Consider the following 17320-nt stretch of genomic DNA (forward strand, 5'->3'; position numbering starts at 1 on the left):
AAAGCCCGGGAAGTTGGTCAATCCTTATGCCGTTACGGCTTTCCGGGCAGGACGATCATCATCTCCCCGAATTCGTCCGCCGTCAGCGTCAATTTCCCTTCGGTTCCCGGCGAATCGCTTGCCCCGAACGGGCCGTCCGGCCGAACCGTTCCCGACACGCGCCAGCCTCCCTCGTCTCCGTCGAGCGTTTCCGGCACGAAAATCCGCCCCGCCTGCCCGCTGCCGATGCGCAGCGCCGTTCGCCAGGCGATCGCCCGCTCGATCAGCTTCCGGCGAGTCGAGGGATGGTAGGCGGCGGGCTTGCTCAACCACGAAGCGGGAATCCCGTCCACCCCGGGAAACAGTTCCGTTTCGTCCGGAAGCAGCGGATCCTGCTCGTAATAGCCCAACTCATGGCGGCGCAGCGCCCATCCGCCGCCGCTTCCTCCGCCGATCGCCGCTTCGGCCGGTTTGGCGGCCGTCCCCGCTGCCGGGGCTTTCGCGCGCAAGTCTCCCGCCGTCTCTTTCTTCCCCGCCGGCAGCGCCGGAGAATCGGCAGCCCTGTCGGTCGAGTATCCGAATTCAGCAATCCATCGGCCGACATCGTCTGCGCGCTCGGGCAGAATCCGGTAAACTCGGGGTCCGATTTTTTCCGCCAGCATCGACTGCGCCCGGGGATCCCGTTCGATCAGCGACGTCAGCTTCTCGTCGCCGATGCGAAGCAAAACGGCGCTTTCGACCGAAGCTTTGCCGATCGTCCGAAACCAGTCCCGGACGCCGAGACGCACGTTGCCCGGCAGTTCGCCTTCGCAAATCCGCTCAAGCGCCGCGAGCAGCGACTCCGGATCGTAGCCTCGCCTGCCGGCCGCTACGCAGGCTTCTTTCGTCAACGCATACGTCGACACGACATCGACAGCCTTTCGGTCGGCGATTTCCTCCAGGAGCCATCTTGGGCCGACGGGCACCCCGGGCGGCACCATAATTTCCAAGTCCGGCAGCACGAAAGCTTTTTCCGCCGAAGCTCGCTTTATCGGTTCCCCGTCTTCCTCGGCGAATCCGGGGTCGATCTTCCAGCGCAAAACGCTTTCGGATCTCCACTCGCCCCTCTCGATCCAGCCGAACGCTTCGAGCAGTCGGATCCACGCCGCGAAATCGGCCGACGCTTCTTCGGGAAGTCCGGCGCGCGCCTCCCGTTCGACATGCCACCGAAACGGGACAAGCTGCGAAATCGCGACGGCCGCGCCGAACAGAAGCGGCTGCTGCGAAGCGAACCGGTCGATGATTTGCCCCAGCAGCAGCCGGTCGAATTGCTCCGGGAGCAGGTCGGCCCACTCGCTCGGGCACTGAGGATCCGGAGCGGCCGCGATCGCGGACGGCTCCCTGACGAGGACGCCCGTCAGCAGGCCCAGGTCGAGAGCCAGCGACAGAGGCGGGGGGCAGCCCTCCGCATTCGGCAGCGCGAACGCGATGGCGCCGAGCTCGGAAGCGGCAAAGCGCAAACTTCCGGCAATTCGCGCGGCGGCCGTTTTGTGGGGAAGTCCTTTCGAGGTAAGAGGCAGTCCGGTTTTCCGGATGTCGGACCAAACGGCGAGCAGTTGAATCGACAGCGGCGGCCGGTAATCGGCCTCCGGCTTCCGGACGTTTCGCTCCTCGCCCGTTTCCAGCGGCGCGCTTCGGACCGGCAGCAGCAGACGCCTCCACATGGCGGCCGTATCCGTCGGAACGTACATAAGCGTTTCCCCCCACAGCTTGCGTACCGCAAACACGATCCCCGATTTTCGCAGGCGAATGAGCGCTACCCGGATTTCCGCTCCGGTCCAGCGGGTGGCGTGCCGCATCTCCCGCTCCAGCTTTTCCGCCTCGAAAGGCATCGCCTCGTATCGCCCGACAATCCACTCGAGCGTCTCCCTGACGGATGAGCCCGCGGCATCAAGCCACTCCTTCGCCCAGCTCCGATCCGCGAGCGTCCGCTCCAGAGTGCCGCCGGATGCCAGCCTCGACGCCAGCAGCGGCTCGGACCGAAGCGAAAAGAGCGCCTCGTCCGGCAGTCTGGACAGCGTCTCCGCCAAATTCATGTTCCCGCTCCTTCCATCGGTGTTTCCGAGCGATCGCCGCAAAACTCGATTTCGTACCGGTAGCCCTGCTCGAGCAAAAACCGTTGCCGCTTGCGCGCGTATTCCACTTCCTCCGTCCCTTCGCTGACAAGCGTATAAAACAGCGCTTCCCTTTTGGAACTTTTCGGCCGCAAAATCCGGCCCAGCCGCTGCGCCTCCTCCTGCCTGGAGCCGTAGCTGCCGGACAGCTGGATCGCGACGGCAGCGTCCGGCAAATCGATGGCGAAGTTGGCGACTTTGGATACGACGAGCGCCCTGAGCCCGCCGGCGTTAAAGCGGTCGAACAGCTCTCGCCGCTCCTTTTGCGGAGTGCTTCCCGTGATGACCGGCAGCGACAAAGATTCGGCGATATCGCGAAGCTGATTCAAGTACTGGCCGATGATGAGCGTAGGCTCGTCGGGATGGCGGCTGAGCAGGCGCCGCACGAATTCGGCTTTCGCCGGGTTTTCCGAAGCGATCCGGAAGCGCTCGCGCCTTGCGGCCGACGCGTACATCAAAGCCGCGCTCCCGTTCAGCGGCACTCTCACTTCCCGGCACGAAGCTTTCGCGATCCAGCCTTCCGATGCGGTGCGAAACCACGGAAGTTCGTACTTTTTCGGGCCGATCAGGGCGAACACGTCGCCGGCTCTGCCGTCTTCCCGAACGAGCGTGGCGGTCAGTCCGAGCCTCCGGGTCGCCTGCAGCTCGGCCGTCAACCGGAACACGGGAGCGGGGAGCAGATGAACCTCGTCGTAGATGATGAGCCCCCAATTTCGCTCCCCGAACAGCTTCCAGTGCGGATAATCCCCTTCCTTCCGCTTGCGGTACGTCAGCACCTGATAGGTGGCGACCGTGACCGGACGGACGTTTTTCGTCTCGCCCGTATACGCGCCGATATCGGATTCCGTCAGCGTCGTATGTTGCAGCAGCTCCCGCACCCATTGCGAAACGGAAACGGCATTCGGCGTCAAAATGAGCGTCTCGCAGCGCAGCCGGGCCATCGCCGCCATGCCGACCCACGTTTTGCCGGCGCCGCACGGCAAAACGACGACGCCGCTGCCGCCGGCGCCTATGCTGGCATCCGCGAACGCCTCCGCCGCTTCCCGCTGATAATCGCGGAGCCGGATAGCGCGGCCGTCGTCCGCCGCTTCGCGGAACGCGACCGCAAGCGTTTCGCCGGCGCGGTAACCGGCATCGTCCACGACCGGATAGCCTTTGGCCGCAAGCTCCCGCTTCAGCCATCCTCTCGCTTCCGGCTTGACGCGGACGGCATCGTCGCCATCCGCGCCGAGCCAGGCCGTCTCCAGTCCCTTTAGCGCTTTGACGGCTTTCATCAGCTCCGCATCCGAGGCGCGCAGCAGGAGCTTTTCCCGATCCTGCACGAGCCGAAGTTTGCCATACGATTGCATAATCGCGCGAAGCTTGTCTTTCCAGACGGCCGGCACCCCGTACCGGCACAATTCGTCAAGCCGCGCGAGTACGGTTGCGGCCGTCCAGCCCGCCGCGGCCGCGTTCCAAAGCGTTACCGGCGTCATGCGGTACGTATGGAAGCGCCCGGGACGTTTGATCAGCTCCGCCCACTCGCTCAGCGACCGGACGGCTTCGTCGTAATTCGGATGCTGCTCGTCCAGCAGCACAGTTCCGTCCGATTGCATAAGCAGCGGCTTCGAATCGGCAAACGGCATGTTCCATATCCTCCTTGCGAAATCCCGCTGCGAAACGCGGAAGGTCGAAAAGCGTTTATTTTGCATTTTGTCCATTTCCGCGACGAATAAGTCTTCCGGGACGGGAATGCCGAAAAGGAAACGCCGTCCCCCAAGGCCAAAGGCTCTTGAGAGACGGCGTTTGCCGGCCTGCGAAACATACTCCTTAATGCATAAAGGAAGATTCCCGGTGCTCGTGCTCGGAAATCCCGCTGAGCGCTTCCCCGGCTTCCTGAACGAAAATTTCCCGAATGGCCAGGTCCCCGATCGAAACGACGCCTTGCAGCTCTCCGCCGCTTACGACGGGCAGGCGGCGAATTTGCCGGGAAGACATAAGCGAAACCGCCTCGTCCACGGACGTGTCGGGAGAGATCGTTTCGACGCCTTCGGTCAGCACCGTCATGACGGATTCGGACCCGGGGTGCTTCTCGGCATACCCGCGAATGACCAGGTCCCGGTCCGTAATGACGCCGATCAGCTTGCGGCCTTCGACGACCGGCAAAAACCCGATATCGTGGTCCTTCATTTTGACGGCGCACTCGTAAATGTTGTCTTGAGGAGCAACGGTCACGCAATCGGTCGACATGACATCGGATACTTTTCTCATGAAAAAACGGATTCCTCCTTTCGGTTCCGTGCCTTAGCATCACCGAAGGGATCGATCCTCATTCGTTCCATCATATAGCACCGGCATTATGCGCCGGCCGCAGGCTCGTCGTCCGCCGCCGCATCGTCGGCTACGGCGATCAGCAGCCCCGCCGCGATCAGCATCGCCCGCTCGTCGATATCGAAGCGGGGATGGTGATGCGGCGGCGAGCTCCCGTCCTCCCGTCCGGCGCCAATGAAGATGAAGCAGCCCGGCCTCTCCTGCAAATAATAGGAAAAATCTTCCCCGGCCATAATCGGCTCGCACGGGCGGGCGCGGTCCGAACCGAGCCGGTTTGCCGCGATATTCAGCACCCGCGCCGCTTCCCTCTCGTCGTTGACGACCGGCGGGTAGCCCTCGAAAAACTGCACCCTCGCCTCGACTCCGTGCAAGGCGGCGGTATGGCGAACGACCTCCTCCAGCCGCTGCTTCATGAGCGCCCGGACTTCCGGCGCGAAGGTGCGAATCGTCCCGCCGAGCTTGCACTTGTCGGCGATAATATTGTTCCCCGTTCCGGACTGAAGGCGGCCAACCGTCAAGACGGCCGAATCGACCGGATTGACGTTGCGCGCCACGACCGTCTGGAGCGCGGTTACCAGATGAGCCCCCGCCAACAGGGCGTCCCTGCTTTGATGCGGCAAGCCACCGTGTCCGCCCCGGCCGACGAGCTCCACCTCGAATTCGTCGGGGGAAGCCATGAAGGCGCCCGGGCGGGTCGTCGCGATGCCGTACGGAAACGACGACCACAGATGCACGCCGTAAATCGCCGATACGCCGGACAGCGCTCCTTCGGCGATCATGCGAAGCGCTCCCCCCGGCAGCACCTCCTCCGCCGGTTGAAACAACAGCACGCGGTCGCCCCGCGTTTCGTTCTTATGCAGCGAATAATAACGGGCGACCCCGAGCAGTTCCGCCGTATGTCCGTCATGCCCGCAAGCATGCATGACGTCCGGAACGGCGGAGGCGTATTCGCACGACTTCTCGTCCTGAATCGGCAGGGCGTCGATATCGGCGCGCAGCGCGATCGTCCTCCCCGGCAGTCCGCCACGCAAACGGCCGAGCACCCCCGTTCCGGCGATTCCCCTGACCACCTCGTAGCCCCAGGCTTCCAATTTATCCGCAATAAAGCGGGACGTCTCGTTTTCCTGAAACGACAGCTCCGGATTCCGATGCAAATGCCGCCGCCATTCGACCATGCTTTCGTACAACGACAGCAGCGTTTCTTCGTTTAGGCTCACAGCGCCGCTCCCCAATCCTCGTTTTGTCTTTCATTGTATCAGAAAAGGGTTCCTCCTTGTAAACCGGCGTCCCGGTTCCCGCCTTTTTTGCGCGATTTCCCCCGAAGGCAGGCTTGCGCAAGAAAGACAAACCGTCTATGATGAAGGGGTAACATTGGCACGAATGGCATGTTTAAGGAGGAACCTTCATGATTCTCGAAAATACGGGCTTGAACGGCATCAAAAGCGATCTCGCGCACCTCGACGACTCCGGCGAGAAACTCGGCTTCGTCCGGTGGCAATGGGAGTACCGCCGGGCCACTTACGATCTCAAGCTTCACGACGCCGCAAGCGGCTCCGATTATTTCCTGCGCATTAACACGCGCGCCGTCGAAGGCAAACTGGAAAATCCCGAAGCGATCCTGCAAATTGAATCCGTCTACATAGGCCGCGCTACGTTCCCGCACGGGATGGAATACGAGTCCCCGATTCCGCCCGCGATTTTGGATACGGCCAACCAAAGGGTCCAGCAGCTGAAGCAGCTCCTTCTTTGACGGCCGGGTGGTAGCAAATGAAAAACCCGGGGAGCGGACAGCGGGGAACGCCTGACTTTTTGCTGTTGATCATGACGCTTTTGCTCGTTGGATTCGGGCTTGTCATGGTGTTCAGCGCCAGCTCCAGCATGACGGTCGTGTCGAAGGATTTCGGATACGACGCCTTGTACTTCACGAAAAAGCAGGTCATGTGGGCCGGGCTCGGTACGGTGGCCATGCTTGTCCTGATGAATATTCCATACGAACGGTACAAAAAGCTGTTTTTGCCGTTCTTGGTGTTCACGATCGTTCTGCTGTTCATCGTGCCGTTCGTCGGCGACGTGAACGGCGCCAGCAGCTGGCTGAAAATCGCCGGCTTCGGCATCCAGCCGACCGAATTCGCCAAGCTTGCGGTCATTCTTTACCTGGCGGCCATCATCACCAAGAAGCAGGAGAAATTCCGCGAGTTCAAGCGAGGCTTGCTTCCGGTCATGATCGTCATCGGCTTTATCGCCGGTCTCATCATGCTTCAGCCGGATTTGGGCTCGTGCGTCATCTTGCTGCTGTGCGCGTCGGCGATCATCGTCGCGGGCGGGGCCAACTTGAAGCACTTGCTGCTGTCGGCGGGCATCATCGCCGGGATCGGAGCGCTCGGCCTCAGCGTTTATTTGCTGGCCAATCCGGATTTCGACGGCGGTTACCGGCTTGCGCGCTTTACCGCCTTTCTCGATCCGTTCTCCGATCCCCAGGGCTACGGGCTGCAATTGCTGCGCTCGCTGGAAGCGTTCGGTCACGGCGGGTTTACGGGAACCGGGCTGGGCAACAGCGTTCAGAAGCTGTTCTATTTGCCGTATGCGTATAACGACTTTATTTTTGCTGTCATCGGAGAAGAGCTCGGCTTCGTGGGGACGACGCTGTTCCTTTTGTTTTACGTTCTGTTCCTGTGGCGCGGCCTGATCGTCTCGATCCGCTGCCCGGACCGTTTCGGGACGCTGGTCGGCATCGGACTGATTTCCCTGATCGCCATCCAGGCGCTGATCAACATGGGGGGCGTGAGCGGCGCGATCCCGATTACGGGCGTAACCCTGCCGTTCATCAGCTACGGAGGCTCGTCGATGCTCAGCTTGATGATGGGCATGGGCGTGCTGCTCAGCATTTCCAGAGAATACAACCGGGTCGGCAAAACCTCGCAATCGAACGCCAGAACTTCTCAACGCAGAACGGCGAACGCTTCCTGAACCGAATCGAAAAACGGCGCCTTGCGTCGGCTGTTTTCACAGCCCGCAGGCGCCGTTTTCATTTGACTCGATTCGCGTCTTCCGTTTCGGGTTCGTCTTTGAAGGCAACGCCTTCGACCTTCACGTTCACTTCGACGACCCGAAGGCCCGTCATATTCTCTACCGCTTCGCGCACGTTGTTCTGCAGCCGGACGCCGACTTCCTGAATCGGAATTCCGAATTGAACGACGATCCGCAAATCGATCGCCGCCTCCACCTGGCCGACTTCCACGGAAACGCCCTTCTGCGCGTTTCGGCCGCTCAAGCGTTTGGCAAGTCCTTCCGAAATACCTCCCGACATAGCGGCGACTCCCGGAGTTTCCAATGCCGCCATTCCGGCAATCGTTGCGACGACATCGTTTGAGATTCGAATTAATCCATCCTGCAAATGTTCGGTCATCGGCGGCTCACCCTCCCGTTATTTCGTAATTCCATTGTATCGGAATTTCCCCCGCGCAAGCAACTGGACTTAAGATCGGGTTCTGATTTATTTTATCCTAAAATCTGGTTATATTAGACCTTAGCGCTTGACTTCACGAAACCCGATCCGAGGTGGTCCGTCTGAAAAAGCTGTTTTTCCCGCTGCTCTTTGCGACATTTGCGCTCAGCGCCGTCGCTCATTATGCCGATTGGAATGCGATCGCCCAGTTTGTCGTCGCGGCGGTCGCGATCGTCTTCGCGGCAGGCTTTCTAGGCAAGTCGACCGAATCCGTGGCGCATTACGCCGGCCAAAGGCTCGGGGGGTTTCTGAACGCGACGTTCGGCAACGCAGCCGAACTGATTATCGCGATTTTTCTCGTTAAGGAAGGCTTGTTCGAAATGGTCAAAGCGAGCTTGACCGGTTCGATCATCGGCAACCTTCTGCTTGTGCTGGGAGCAAGCGCGCTTGCCGGGGGGTTGAAATACAAGGAACAAAAATTCAACCTTCACCTCGCCGGCCAAAACGGGACCTTGATGCTGCTGGGCGTCATTGCCTTGTTTATTCCCGCCGTATTCGTCAAAAGCGAGCATCTTGCGAATCAGAACTCGCTTGCGCTCAGCGTCATCATCGCCGGCGTGCTTATCGTGGCATATGCCGGTTGGCTCGTCTACTCGATGATAACGCACAAGCAGCTTCTCGAAGACCATGAAGAGACGTCGCCCGACCATGGGGAGACGGCCGCCTGGTCCAAAGGCCGGTCGATCGTCTACCTTGTCCTTGCCACCGTCATGGTCGCCTTCATCAGCGAGTGGCTCGTCGGGACGCTTGAAGTGTTCACGCGCGCATTCGGGCTGTCGGAGCTGTTCGTCGGCGCCTTTATCGTCGCCATCGTCGGGAATGCCGCGGAACATAGCGCGGCCGTCATGCTCGCCCTGAAAAACAAAATGGGGGCGGCCATCGAAATCGCCGTCGGCAGCAGCCTGCAAATCGCCCTGTTCGTCGCCCCGGTGCTCGTGTTCGTCAGTTTGCTGTTCACGCCGCATATGGACATTCTATTTACGACGGTAGAGCTCGCCGCGATCGCGGTCGCGGTTTTCATCGCGACCTCCGTGTCTCGCGACGGCGCCACGACCTGGTACGAAGGCACGCTGCTGCTTCTCGTCTACATCATTTTGGGAGTCGCCTTCTACTTCGTCTGAAGGGCCCAAGCCTCCCAAAAGCAATAAAGGGCATTCCGAAGCGCCGCGTCGTCCGCGCTTCGGAATGCCCTTTACGTATGCCGTCCGTTCAGATCCTGAATCAAGCTTCTTCCTTCTGTGCCATCGCTTCGTATAAAATCGCCAGGTTGCGTTCCAACTGACTGACGAGAAGCCGCCCTGCGCCGTCTTCCACAAGTCCTGCCCTTACTGCAAAATCGACCGCCCGGGAAAAGCCGTACATTTGCGTGTCCAGCACTTCCTCATATAACGGGCATTTGCGGGTCGCCAAATTTTCCATTTGAATGGCGATCAGTTTTTCGATTTTGCTGGCGTCGTCCTGCAGCAGGCGAAGAGCCTTCTGATTCAGATCCACCATAACATCCGATGAAGCCATTCCCACTCCCCCTGTGCCCTAACTTGCCAATTTAGCTATCCCTTTCATATTAGACGAAATTGGCCGCCAGCACAAGGACAGGACATCGGGAAAGTCGATCTTTTCCTCGATGGAAGCCCCTTTTTTTACGTTCCGCTCGCTCCCCGCTTTCCCAAATGCCGCTTGTGAAGCCAGGCAATCGCCGCGATCAGCGCGATTACGGCAAGCGCGGCGGCCAGCTCCCGTTGCGCCCATTCCGCCGCGTCGCGCCAATTTTCTCCGAGCATGACGCCGAATAGCAGAAACGCGCTCGTCCACGTGAGCGACCCCAATGCGGCGTGCAGCGCGAAAGCGCCGAAAGGCTTGCGGCTGGCGCCGTACAACAGCGCGGTCAAATGCCGCATGCCCGGAACGAAAAAACCGATCAGCAGCACGGAATGGCCATACCTTTTGAATTGCCTGTCGAACCGCGCTTGACGTTCTTCGGTCAATCCGACGCGCGAACCGAATTTCCGAACGAATCCGGCGAACGCTTTCCTTCCGACCCAATAGCTGAGCGACATGCCGGCGACGCTTCCGCCGATGGCGGCCAGCATCGTGAAGCCAAGCGACATGCGTCCTTGGGCGATCATATAGCCGGAGGCCGTCAGCAGCAGCTCGTCCGGCATGGGTAAGCCCGCGATGCCTAGCGCCATCGCCAGCAAAAGCCCCCAGTACCCGAATTCAAACATCAGCCCCAAAAGCAGGTCGGTAACGGGCAACGCCATCATCCTCTCGTTGGTCAAAAGCCCCCGTTCGCGAATGAACGGGGGCAGGCTGCCGGATGAAAAAAGCGGAACGGAAAATCCATGCCGGCGAGCTTCGGAGAAGCTGCCTTAGTCGACGATCGTCACATTCAGGTTGTGCTTTTCGAACACTTTGCCAAGCTCGGCTTTCGCTTCGTCGGCGTCCGGACCGTGAACGTGAAGCTCATAGGAATGGCCGCCGACCAGCGTCGTAAACAGGCCGAGAATGCTCTTAACGTCGATATACTTATTTTCAGCTTGTAGCACAATCGAAGAGCGGAATTTGTTGGCGGTTTGAGACAATTCCACGATTGCTGCATTGTTGGACATGGAAATCCCTCCAAAAGTTAGGGTGGTCAATTTCTTCCCTCATCATACCTTGTTCCCGCCTGCGGATGCAATAGGGAAAACGCTTTATTTCAAAGAATCCGGGTTTAACCCTTCGAGCTCGGGCACGACGAACAAGCCGTCCTTTCGAATGAGCCTGTCGTCGAAATAGATTTCCCCGCCGCCGTATTCGGGCCTTTGAATGAGCACCAGATCCCAGTGAATGGAGGAGCGGTTGCCGTTATCGCACTCCTCGTACGCCTGGCCGGGGGTAAAATGCAGGCTGCCGGCGATTTTTTCGTCGAACAGCGTGTCTTTCATCGGATGAAGGATGTACGGATTGAATCCGAGGCTGAATTCGCCGATGTGCCGCGCCCCTTCGTCGCTGTCGAGAATCGCGTTGATGCGGTCCGTATCGTTGGCCGTCGCTTTGACGATTTTTCCGTTTTCAAACGTAAAGGCGATATTTTCGAACGTAAACCCGTTATAGACGCTCGGCGTATTGTAGGCGATCGTTCCGTTCACGGAGTTGCGCGCCGGACACGAAAACACTTCTCCGTCCGGAATATTCCGCTTGCCGGAGCATTTTTTGGCGCCGATGCCCTTGATCGAAAACTCGAGCTCCGTTCCCGGGCCGACGATTCGGACTTTGTCCGTTCGGGCCATCAACTCGTGCAACGGTTCCATCGCGCGGTCCATTTTCTCGTAATCCAAATTGCAGACGTCGAAATAGAAATCCTCGAACGCTTCCGTGCTCATGTTCGCGGACTGCGCCATGGAGGGGCTCGGATAGCGCAAAATGACCCAATTCGTTTTTTTGACGCGCTGTTCCATATGCACGGGATGCCGGTGAACCCGGTCGAACAGCTTCATTTTGTCGGACGGCACGTCCGCGAGTTCGCTCGCGTTGTCGCCGGAACGGATGCCGATGTACCCCTGCATGCGCTTCATTCGCTCCAAATCGTAGGCCGCCCACACTTCCATCTGTTCTGGCGTGGCGACGTTCAGCAGCGTCCGCGTGACCGAACGGTCCTCGATTTCGACGAACGGGCGCCCGCCCCGCTTGGCCACCTCTTCGATCAGGCATTTGAGAAGCTCCCGTTCGGAGCCGATCATCTCGATCAGCACGTTGTCGCCGGGCTGCACGTTGATGGAATAGCCGGCCAGATTGGCCGCAAGCTTCGCAAGACGAGGATCTCGCATTTCGGTGTTCCTCCCCGGTATTCAAAAGGTTGGTTGCTTATCCATTGTATCACCGCCCGGGTCCAAGCGGAAATTGGTGACGGACGTCCTTTTTTCCGTGTAGGTTTTCCCGTTCAGCGCATAGGTGAGCACGGTCGTCTCCGTCATTCGCTTCGGGAACCAGGTTTTGCTGTCCGCCGTCCACAGGCACTCCGTTTCCACCTTCAACGTGGACAGCGCGGCCTCGAGCTCTTTCTCCGCTTCGGCAAGGATTCGTTTCGCTTGCTTCCTCCCGCCGTTGCCGGCTCCCGCCGCCGGGAGCGTTCCGGGCTCCGCCGGCCCGCTTTCGATTTCGTCCCGGACCGAGGCCATCCGTTCCCGGATCGAATCCTTCAACCGGGCGGTCGCGGCTTCGGGCCGAACCTGGATGGCCAGCGCGACAGCCCCTTTCTCCGAATCCGGCGCGAAGGCAACCGATTTCGCTTGCGACTGCATGATTTTCAGCAGCGACAACGGGTGGCCGCCCTTCTCTTGCGCGGGCACGTTTTCCCGGTCCCATTCCAGCGCCGCCGTCTTGTGGCCCGCCACCTCGCCGCGAAACTCCAATTGCTTCTCTACGTTTCCTCCGGGCGCATAGAGAGCGACATTGCCGTCGAAGGCGAAATAATCGTATCCGGCAAGCGCCGATGCCGATCGGGCAAACGCCTCCTCGGCGGTCAAACGGTTCCAGTCGGCCAGGCATCCGGACAGGCTTAGCCCGATGAGCGCAAGCGCGCAAAGCCCCTTGCAGCGAAATCCGGAGCGCCTGAATTTGCTTCTGCCGCGTGTCCGGTCCGTCGTCTCCATATTCATCCCCCCGCTCGTTTCCCCCTATCGTGTCCCGATATGTGCCGCTTATTCCGCTAAAACGCAACCCGGCCGCAAACGCAAACAATCGGCCGGACAGGAACGATCCGTTCCCGGTCCGGCCGATTGTCCGTTCGCGAGGCTCTCCCCCGCTTCGATCCGTTTATCCGACGGCCACGTTGTTGCGTCCGCTGTGCTTGGCGTCGTAGAGAGCCATGTCCGCCCGGTAAAACAGCGATTCTACGCTGACCCGCTCGTCGGCCGTCGTCCATTGCGAAACCCCGCACGACACCGTAACTTTCGGATCGGTCTCCTCTTCCACCCGCCTGCGGATCCGCTCCGCGATTCGTTTCGTTTGCTCCAGCCCGAGCTGGGGCAAATAAATCGCCAGCTCCTCCCCGCCCCAGCGGGCGGCGATATCCGAATCCCGGATGGCCGATTGGACGATGCTGCTGACCTGCATCAAAATTACGTCCCCCACCTGGTGGCCGAACGTGTCGTTGATTTTTTTGAAATGGTCGATATCGACCAAAATAAGCGAGCCCGACCCGTCCCGAAGCTGTCTGCGCTGAATCCGCTCGTTCAAATAATGCCGGGCGAACAAGCCGGTCAGATTGTCGGTGATGACCATCCGCCGCATTTCCGCGTGCATCGTGGCGTTCGAAACGGCCAGACCCAGATGGGCGGCCAGCACCTGAAGCAGCTTGTAATTGTCGTACGAAAAATGGTTGGGAAGCCGGTGGGTGACGAGCACGGCCCCGATCACTTCCCCGTTAATGATGAGCGGAGAAGCAAGCAGCGATCTGGAAATCGTCTCATCCATAATTCGCGAGTGAACGGGCGTAGCGTTATGATAATCCGATAAAATGATCGGTTCCTTGGTCGACAGCATGACGCCGCAAAATCCGTAATCGGCCGCGAACACTTCGGTCGTCATTTCCGGCACGTTCGAGGCGATCACGGTGAACTGGGCCTTGAACGAATCGAGCTGCAAAATAAAACAATAATCCGCCTTGAACATATCGAGCAGCGCGTCGGTGGCGAACGTCATCGTATCTTTCAGTTTCAGGCTGCTGTTCAGACGCTGCGTCAGCTCGTTGATCAGCCGCAGCTCTCCGACAAGCGTATTGGCCTGCTCGTGAAGCTTGGCCTTTTCGAATGCGGTTCCGGCGACGCCGGTCAGCATCGTCACGAATCGCAGATCGGCTTCGTCGAAAGGCTTGCCGCGCATTTCCAGCAGCATCACGCCGTAAACGCCTTGCTTGCCCGCAAGCGGAAAGGCGATCCGGCGGTTCGTCCCCTGAAATTCCTCGCGGATTTCGCCGTCCATGAACGCTTTCCAGCACAAGTCCATTTCCTGCTGATGGAAGGCAAGCGGCTTCACTTTCTCGTTCATGCTGCTGTAATCCTGAGACAAAAACAAATCCGCGCAACAGAACGGATAAACCTGATCCAAAATGCCCAGCACTTCCGAAAGAACGTCTTCCACGTAAATATGGTCGTTCAGCTTCCGCATCGCTTCGAACAACAGCGTGCTTCGGCGTTCTTCCCGCCTGACCAGCTCGGTCGAATGCAGATGGTCGCCCAGAAGCATCAGTTCGAACCGCCGGTACAGGCAGCTGCGCAAATGAAGGGCTGCGGCTTGCAGCAGCTTCAGTTCGCCGGCTTGCGCTTGTCCGGCCGGCATCAAGCCGACCAACACGCCGCAAAGTAGTCCTGAAGACCTGGTGAACATCGGGGCGGCCATCATATCGAAAAAGCGAAACGCCTCAAATTCATGTTCGTCTCCGCGCGTAAGCGCCGGGCGGCAGGTTTGCAGCGCCGAGCCGGCGGCCGTCATTCCGATCCGTTCCGTCTTCCAGTTCGCGGGTAACCGGTTGTCGCCGTCCGGCTCTCCTTTGCAAGCCGCCTTCGTGCCGTCGGGGTGAAGCAAAACGATCGAACACCCCGCCAGCCACGGAAATTGTTCCGCCTGCTCGTTCCAATCCGCGAAGCTTTCGGTAAGCAAAGCCTGTATATAAGGCAAGTCCGCTTCCGACAAATCCTGGCGTTGCACCCACGTCGGCAATTCGCTCGGAGTAAGGGATGGTAAAACGTTTGCCTGAATATACCGGGTAATCCCGCGGTTTCCGTCATGATTTGCCATCCCGCCATCCTCCTTACCGTCCGCTCGTGCCCTCTTCTTCTCTTTTTATACACTAACTATACAATGAATACAGGAATTTTGCACTATATCGAACCGAAATTAAGGGGACTTGCGGCATGAATTCGCAGGCGTGAAATATATGTTTTGGATAGCGCTTACAATCCCTGCGCGCACTTGACATAGGCTCGTTTATTCTTATAATATTAGTAGTTGAATATTGGGCTGAAGGTTTGTGTCACCCTCACGGACAATCCGCCGACGGGCAGCGGCTGAACTTCCTGTCGGAATCGAAACCAGTTTTCGATTTGGAGAAATCCGGCGCAACGGCACCCATTTTTCAAAAAACTTTTTTTGGAAAAAGGAGCTTGCATCCATGTCACGTTATACAGGACCGAAGTTTAAACTGAGCCGCCGTCTCGGCATCTCCCTGAGCGGATCCGGCAAAGAACTGAAACGCGCATTCCCTCCGGGGCAGCACGGCGCCAACCAACGCCGCAAACTGAGCGGCTACGGCGTGCAGCTGCAAGAAAAGCAAAAGCTTCGCCACATGTACGGCCTGAACGAGAAGCAATTCCGCAACCTGTTCGACCGCGCATCGAAAATGAAAGGCAAAGCCGGCGAAAACTTCATGTTCCTGCTGGAAAGCCGTCTCGACAACCTCGTGTACCGCCTCGGCTGGGCGAACACCCGCTACGGGTCCCGCCAGCTCGTATCGCACGGTCACGTAACGGTCAACGGCCGCAAAGTGGACATCGCTTCCTACACCGTTCAAGTGGGCGACGTAATCGGTCTTCGCGAACGCAGCCGCGGCTTGAAAACGATCAAAGAAGCGCTCGAAGGACGTCACCACCTGCCGGGCTACCTGGACTTCAACGCGAACGCGATGGAAGGCAAGTACGTTCGTCTTCCTTCCCGCGAAGAGCTGTCCCAGGACATCGAAGAGCAACAAATCGTCGAATTCTACAGCCGCTAAGCCGGCGACGCCAGAGAAACGCCCTTGCCGATCTTGCTCGGCAAGGGCGTTTCTTTTAGGCAGCCGATTATTCCGCGGCCGGCCGCGAATCGGGTTTCGGCTCGAGCTTCGCTTCCGCGGCCGGCCTAACCGTCGCGACCGGTAAGGGAGGAGGCGCGACTTTCCGCGTCAAGCCCTTTACCAGCCCTTCGACGTCGATGCCGGAAACGCTTTTCAGCATTTCGGGCGCCGTCGCCATCAGCGAAGTGACGTAATTGCTCACCCGGGCGGCCCCTTCGCCGTGACCCGTGTCGACGACGGTCAGCTTGTCGATCGACGCGATCGGCTCGGCCACTTTGCCCGCCAGCTCCGGCAGCATTTTCGCGATGATGTCGAGAACCGCCGCTTCCCCGAAGTTCTCGAACGCCTGCGCCAGCTTTTCTTTCGCTTCCGCTTCCGCCAGACCGCGCAGCCGGATGACTTCGGCTTCGGCCGTGCCTTTGGCCCGCTCCGCTTCCGCTTCCGCGATCCCGTTCAGCCGCTTCAGCTCGGCATTCGCTTTCGCCTCCGCTTCGATGCGGTACTTCACGGCATCCGCCTCGCGGATCCGCTTCGCCTTGTCCGCTTCCGCCGCCTGCTCGACCGCGTACTTGTCGGCGTCGGCCTTCTTCTTCACTTCCGCGTCGTACTGCTTCTCGCGGCGGAGAATTTCCTTGGCTTCGAGATCGATTTCCCGCTCCTTGCGGACCAGTTCGACCTTCATCTGCTCCTCGACGACGCTCTGCTTGGAACGAGCCTCCTGAATGGCATACGCCTGATCGGCTTCCGCCTTGGCCAAATCCTGATCCTTCTTGAAGGAAGCGACCTTCAGCTCCTTCTCCTTCGTCGCTTCGGCGATGTTCGTATCCCGAAGCAGCTCGGCCTTCTGTCCCTCTTCCTCCGCGAGCGCTTTCTGAATCCGGGCATCCCGGATCGCCTGGGCTTCGGCGATGTCGGCATCCCGCTTGACGGCCGCGATTCTCGGTTTGCCGAGCGCTTCGAGATACCCGTGCTTGTCGCGCACGTCCTTGATCGTGAAGGAGACGATTTGCAGGCCCATCTTCTTTAAGTCGCGGGCCGCGACGCTTTGCACTTCCTGGGCGAATTTATCGCGGTTGCGGTACACTTCCTCCACCGTCATCATGCCGAGAATCGCCCGCAGGTGCCCTTCCAGCACCTCCTGGGCTTCCCCCTTGAGCGCGTCGGTCGGCTTCCCCATGAATTGCTCCGCCGCCGTGGCCACGTCTTCCACGGAGCCTCCGATCTTGATGATCGCCACCGCGTCGGTCATGACGGGCACGCCTTGCTCCGTATAGACTTCGGGCGTCGAGACGTCCAGTTTGTGCGACAGCAGGGACAAAAATTGCGATTGCTGAAAAATCGGCAAAATAAACGCGCCGCCGCCGCGGACGATTTTGATGCGGCGGCCGGAATCGTCGACCGTCACGTTTTTGCTGCCGAGAAACGATCCCGTGACGATCATCGCTTCGTCCGGCGACACCGTCTTATACCTTGCCCAGAACGCGATGCCGATTACCGCGAGAACGGCAACGACGATGACGGGTATGTACAAATAGTCCGGAAAATTTTCCATTCGATTAC

At 59.4% G+C, this 17320-nt stretch carries 16 protein-coding genes; 4 read left to right on the forward strand and 12 right to left on the reverse strand.

Features of this window, described 5'->3' with window-relative positions:
- Positions 1-32: 32 nt before the first annotated feature.
- The 4 genes from B7E11_RS26135 to B7E11_RS26150 all read right to left on the reverse strand — a co-directional run bounded on the left by B7E11_RS26135 (position 33) and on the right by B7E11_RS26150 (position 5617).
- Positions 33-2054 carry a helicase-associated domain-containing protein gene (locus tag B7E11_RS26135; protein ID WP_080840293.1) on the reverse strand — a complete coding sequence of 674 codons (2022 nt, stop codon included), beginning with the start codon at positions 2052-2054 and terminating at the stop codon, positions 33-35.
- Positions 2051-3757, reverse strand: a complete 1707-nt coding sequence (locus B7E11_RS26140) for a DNA repair helicase XPB (protein ID WP_080840296.1) — start codon at positions 3755-3757, stop codon at positions 2051-2053. Before B7E11_RS26140 ends, B7E11_RS26135 begins: the two co-directional genes overlap by 4 nt.
- Before the next feature lie 184 nt (positions 3758-3941).
- Entirely contained in the window at positions 3942-4382 is a 441-nt protein-coding gene (locus tag B7E11_RS26145) for a CBS domain-containing protein (RefSeq protein ID WP_080840298.1), read from the reverse strand.
- An 86-nt stretch (positions 4383-4468) separates the two neighbouring features.
- A complete protein-coding gene (locus B7E11_RS26150; RefSeq protein WP_080841026.1) occupies positions 4469-5617 on the reverse strand; it encodes a M20 metallopeptidase family protein in 1149 nt (382 codons plus the stop codon).
- 230 nt (positions 5618-5847) lie between these two features.
- On the opposite strand from B7E11_RS26150, the gene B7E11_RS26155 reads away from it, so the two are divergent.
- Together B7E11_RS26155 and ftsW are read left to right on the forward strand one after the other, a co-directional pair.
- Positions 5848-6192, forward strand: a complete 345-nt coding sequence (locus tag B7E11_RS26155; RefSeq protein WP_080840300.1) for a YugN family protein — start codon at positions 5848-5850, stop codon at positions 6190-6192.
- Between the two features lie 17 nt (positions 6193-6209).
- Positions 6210-7409 carry a putative lipid II flippase FtsW gene (gene ftsW / locus B7E11_RS26160; RefSeq protein ID WP_080840302.1) on the forward strand — a complete coding sequence of 400 codons (1200 nt, stop codon included), beginning with the start codon at positions 6210-6212 and terminating at the stop codon, positions 7407-7409.
- A 58-nt stretch (positions 7410-7467) separates the two neighbouring features.
- Here the strand turns inward: ftsW and B7E11_RS26165 are convergent, their stop codons facing one another.
- The gene (locus B7E11_RS26165) at positions 7468-7848 is read right to left on the reverse strand and encodes an Asp23/Gls24 family envelope stress response protein (protein WP_080840304.1); all 381 of its coding nucleotides are present in this window, start codon (positions 7846-7848) and stop codon (positions 7468-7470) included.
- Between the two features lie 161 nt (positions 7849-8009).
- On the opposite strand from B7E11_RS26165, the gene cax reads away from it, so the two are divergent.
- Positions 8010-9068, forward strand: coding sequence for a calcium/proton exchanger (cax, locus tag B7E11_RS26170; protein WP_080841028.1), 1059 nt, complete (start codon positions 8010-8012; stop codon positions 9066-9068).
- A 100-nt stretch (positions 9069-9168) separates the two neighbouring features.
- Here the strand turns inward: cax and B7E11_RS26175 are convergent, their stop codons facing one another.
- The 6 genes from B7E11_RS26175 to B7E11_RS26200 form a co-directional block, all read right to left on the reverse strand.
- Positions 9169-9462: an Fpa/YlaN family protein gene (locus B7E11_RS26175; RefSeq protein WP_080840305.1), complete on the reverse strand. Its 294-nt coding sequence runs from the start codon at positions 9460-9462 to the stop codon at positions 9169-9171.
- A 125-nt stretch (positions 9463-9587) separates the two neighbouring features.
- Positions 9588-10202, reverse strand: coding sequence for a DedA family protein (locus B7E11_RS26180; protein ID WP_176220908.1), 615 nt, complete (start codon positions 10200-10202; stop codon positions 9588-9590).
- Positions 10203-10316: 114 nt separating this feature from the next.
- A complete protein-coding gene (locus B7E11_RS26185; RefSeq protein WP_080840309.1) occupies positions 10317-10556 on the reverse strand; it encodes an HPr family phosphocarrier protein in 240 nt (79 codons plus the stop codon).
- An 84-nt stretch (positions 10557-10640) separates the two neighbouring features.
- Positions 10641-11756: an aminopeptidase gene (locus B7E11_RS26190; protein WP_080840311.1), complete on the reverse strand. Its 1116-nt coding sequence runs from the start codon at positions 11754-11756 to the stop codon at positions 10641-10643.
- Positions 11757-11777: 21 nt separating this feature from the next.
- A complete protein-coding gene (locus B7E11_RS26195) occupies positions 11778-12587 on the reverse strand; it encodes a hypothetical protein (RefSeq protein ID WP_139787319.1) in 810 nt (269 codons plus the stop codon).
- A 157-nt stretch (positions 12588-12744) separates the two neighbouring features.
- On the reverse strand, positions 12745-14727 hold the full coding sequence (locus B7E11_RS26200; protein ID WP_080840314.1) for a diguanylate cyclase: 1983 nt from the start codon (positions 14725-14727) through the stop codon (positions 12745-12747).
- A gap of 373 nt (positions 14728-15100) precedes the next feature.
- On the opposite strand from B7E11_RS26200, the gene rpsD reads away from it, so the two are divergent.
- On the forward strand, positions 15101-15700 hold the full coding sequence (rpsD, locus tag B7E11_RS26205) for a 30S ribosomal protein S4 (protein ID WP_080840315.1): 600 nt from the start codon (positions 15101-15103) through the stop codon (positions 15698-15700).
- Between the two features lie 67 nt (positions 15701-15767).
- Here the strand turns inward: rpsD and B7E11_RS26210 are convergent, their stop codons facing one another.
- A complete protein-coding gene (locus B7E11_RS26210; protein ID WP_080840317.1) occupies positions 15768-17312 on the reverse strand; it encodes a flotillin lipid rafts scaffold protein FloT in 1545 nt (514 codons plus the stop codon).
- Between the last annotated feature and the right edge of the window lie 8 nt (positions 17313-17320).

Source organism: Cohnella massiliensis (genome assembly GCF_900169535.1).
Classification (GTDB): Bacteria; Bacillota; Bacilli; order Paenibacillales; family Paenibacillaceae; genus Cohnella; species Cohnella algarum.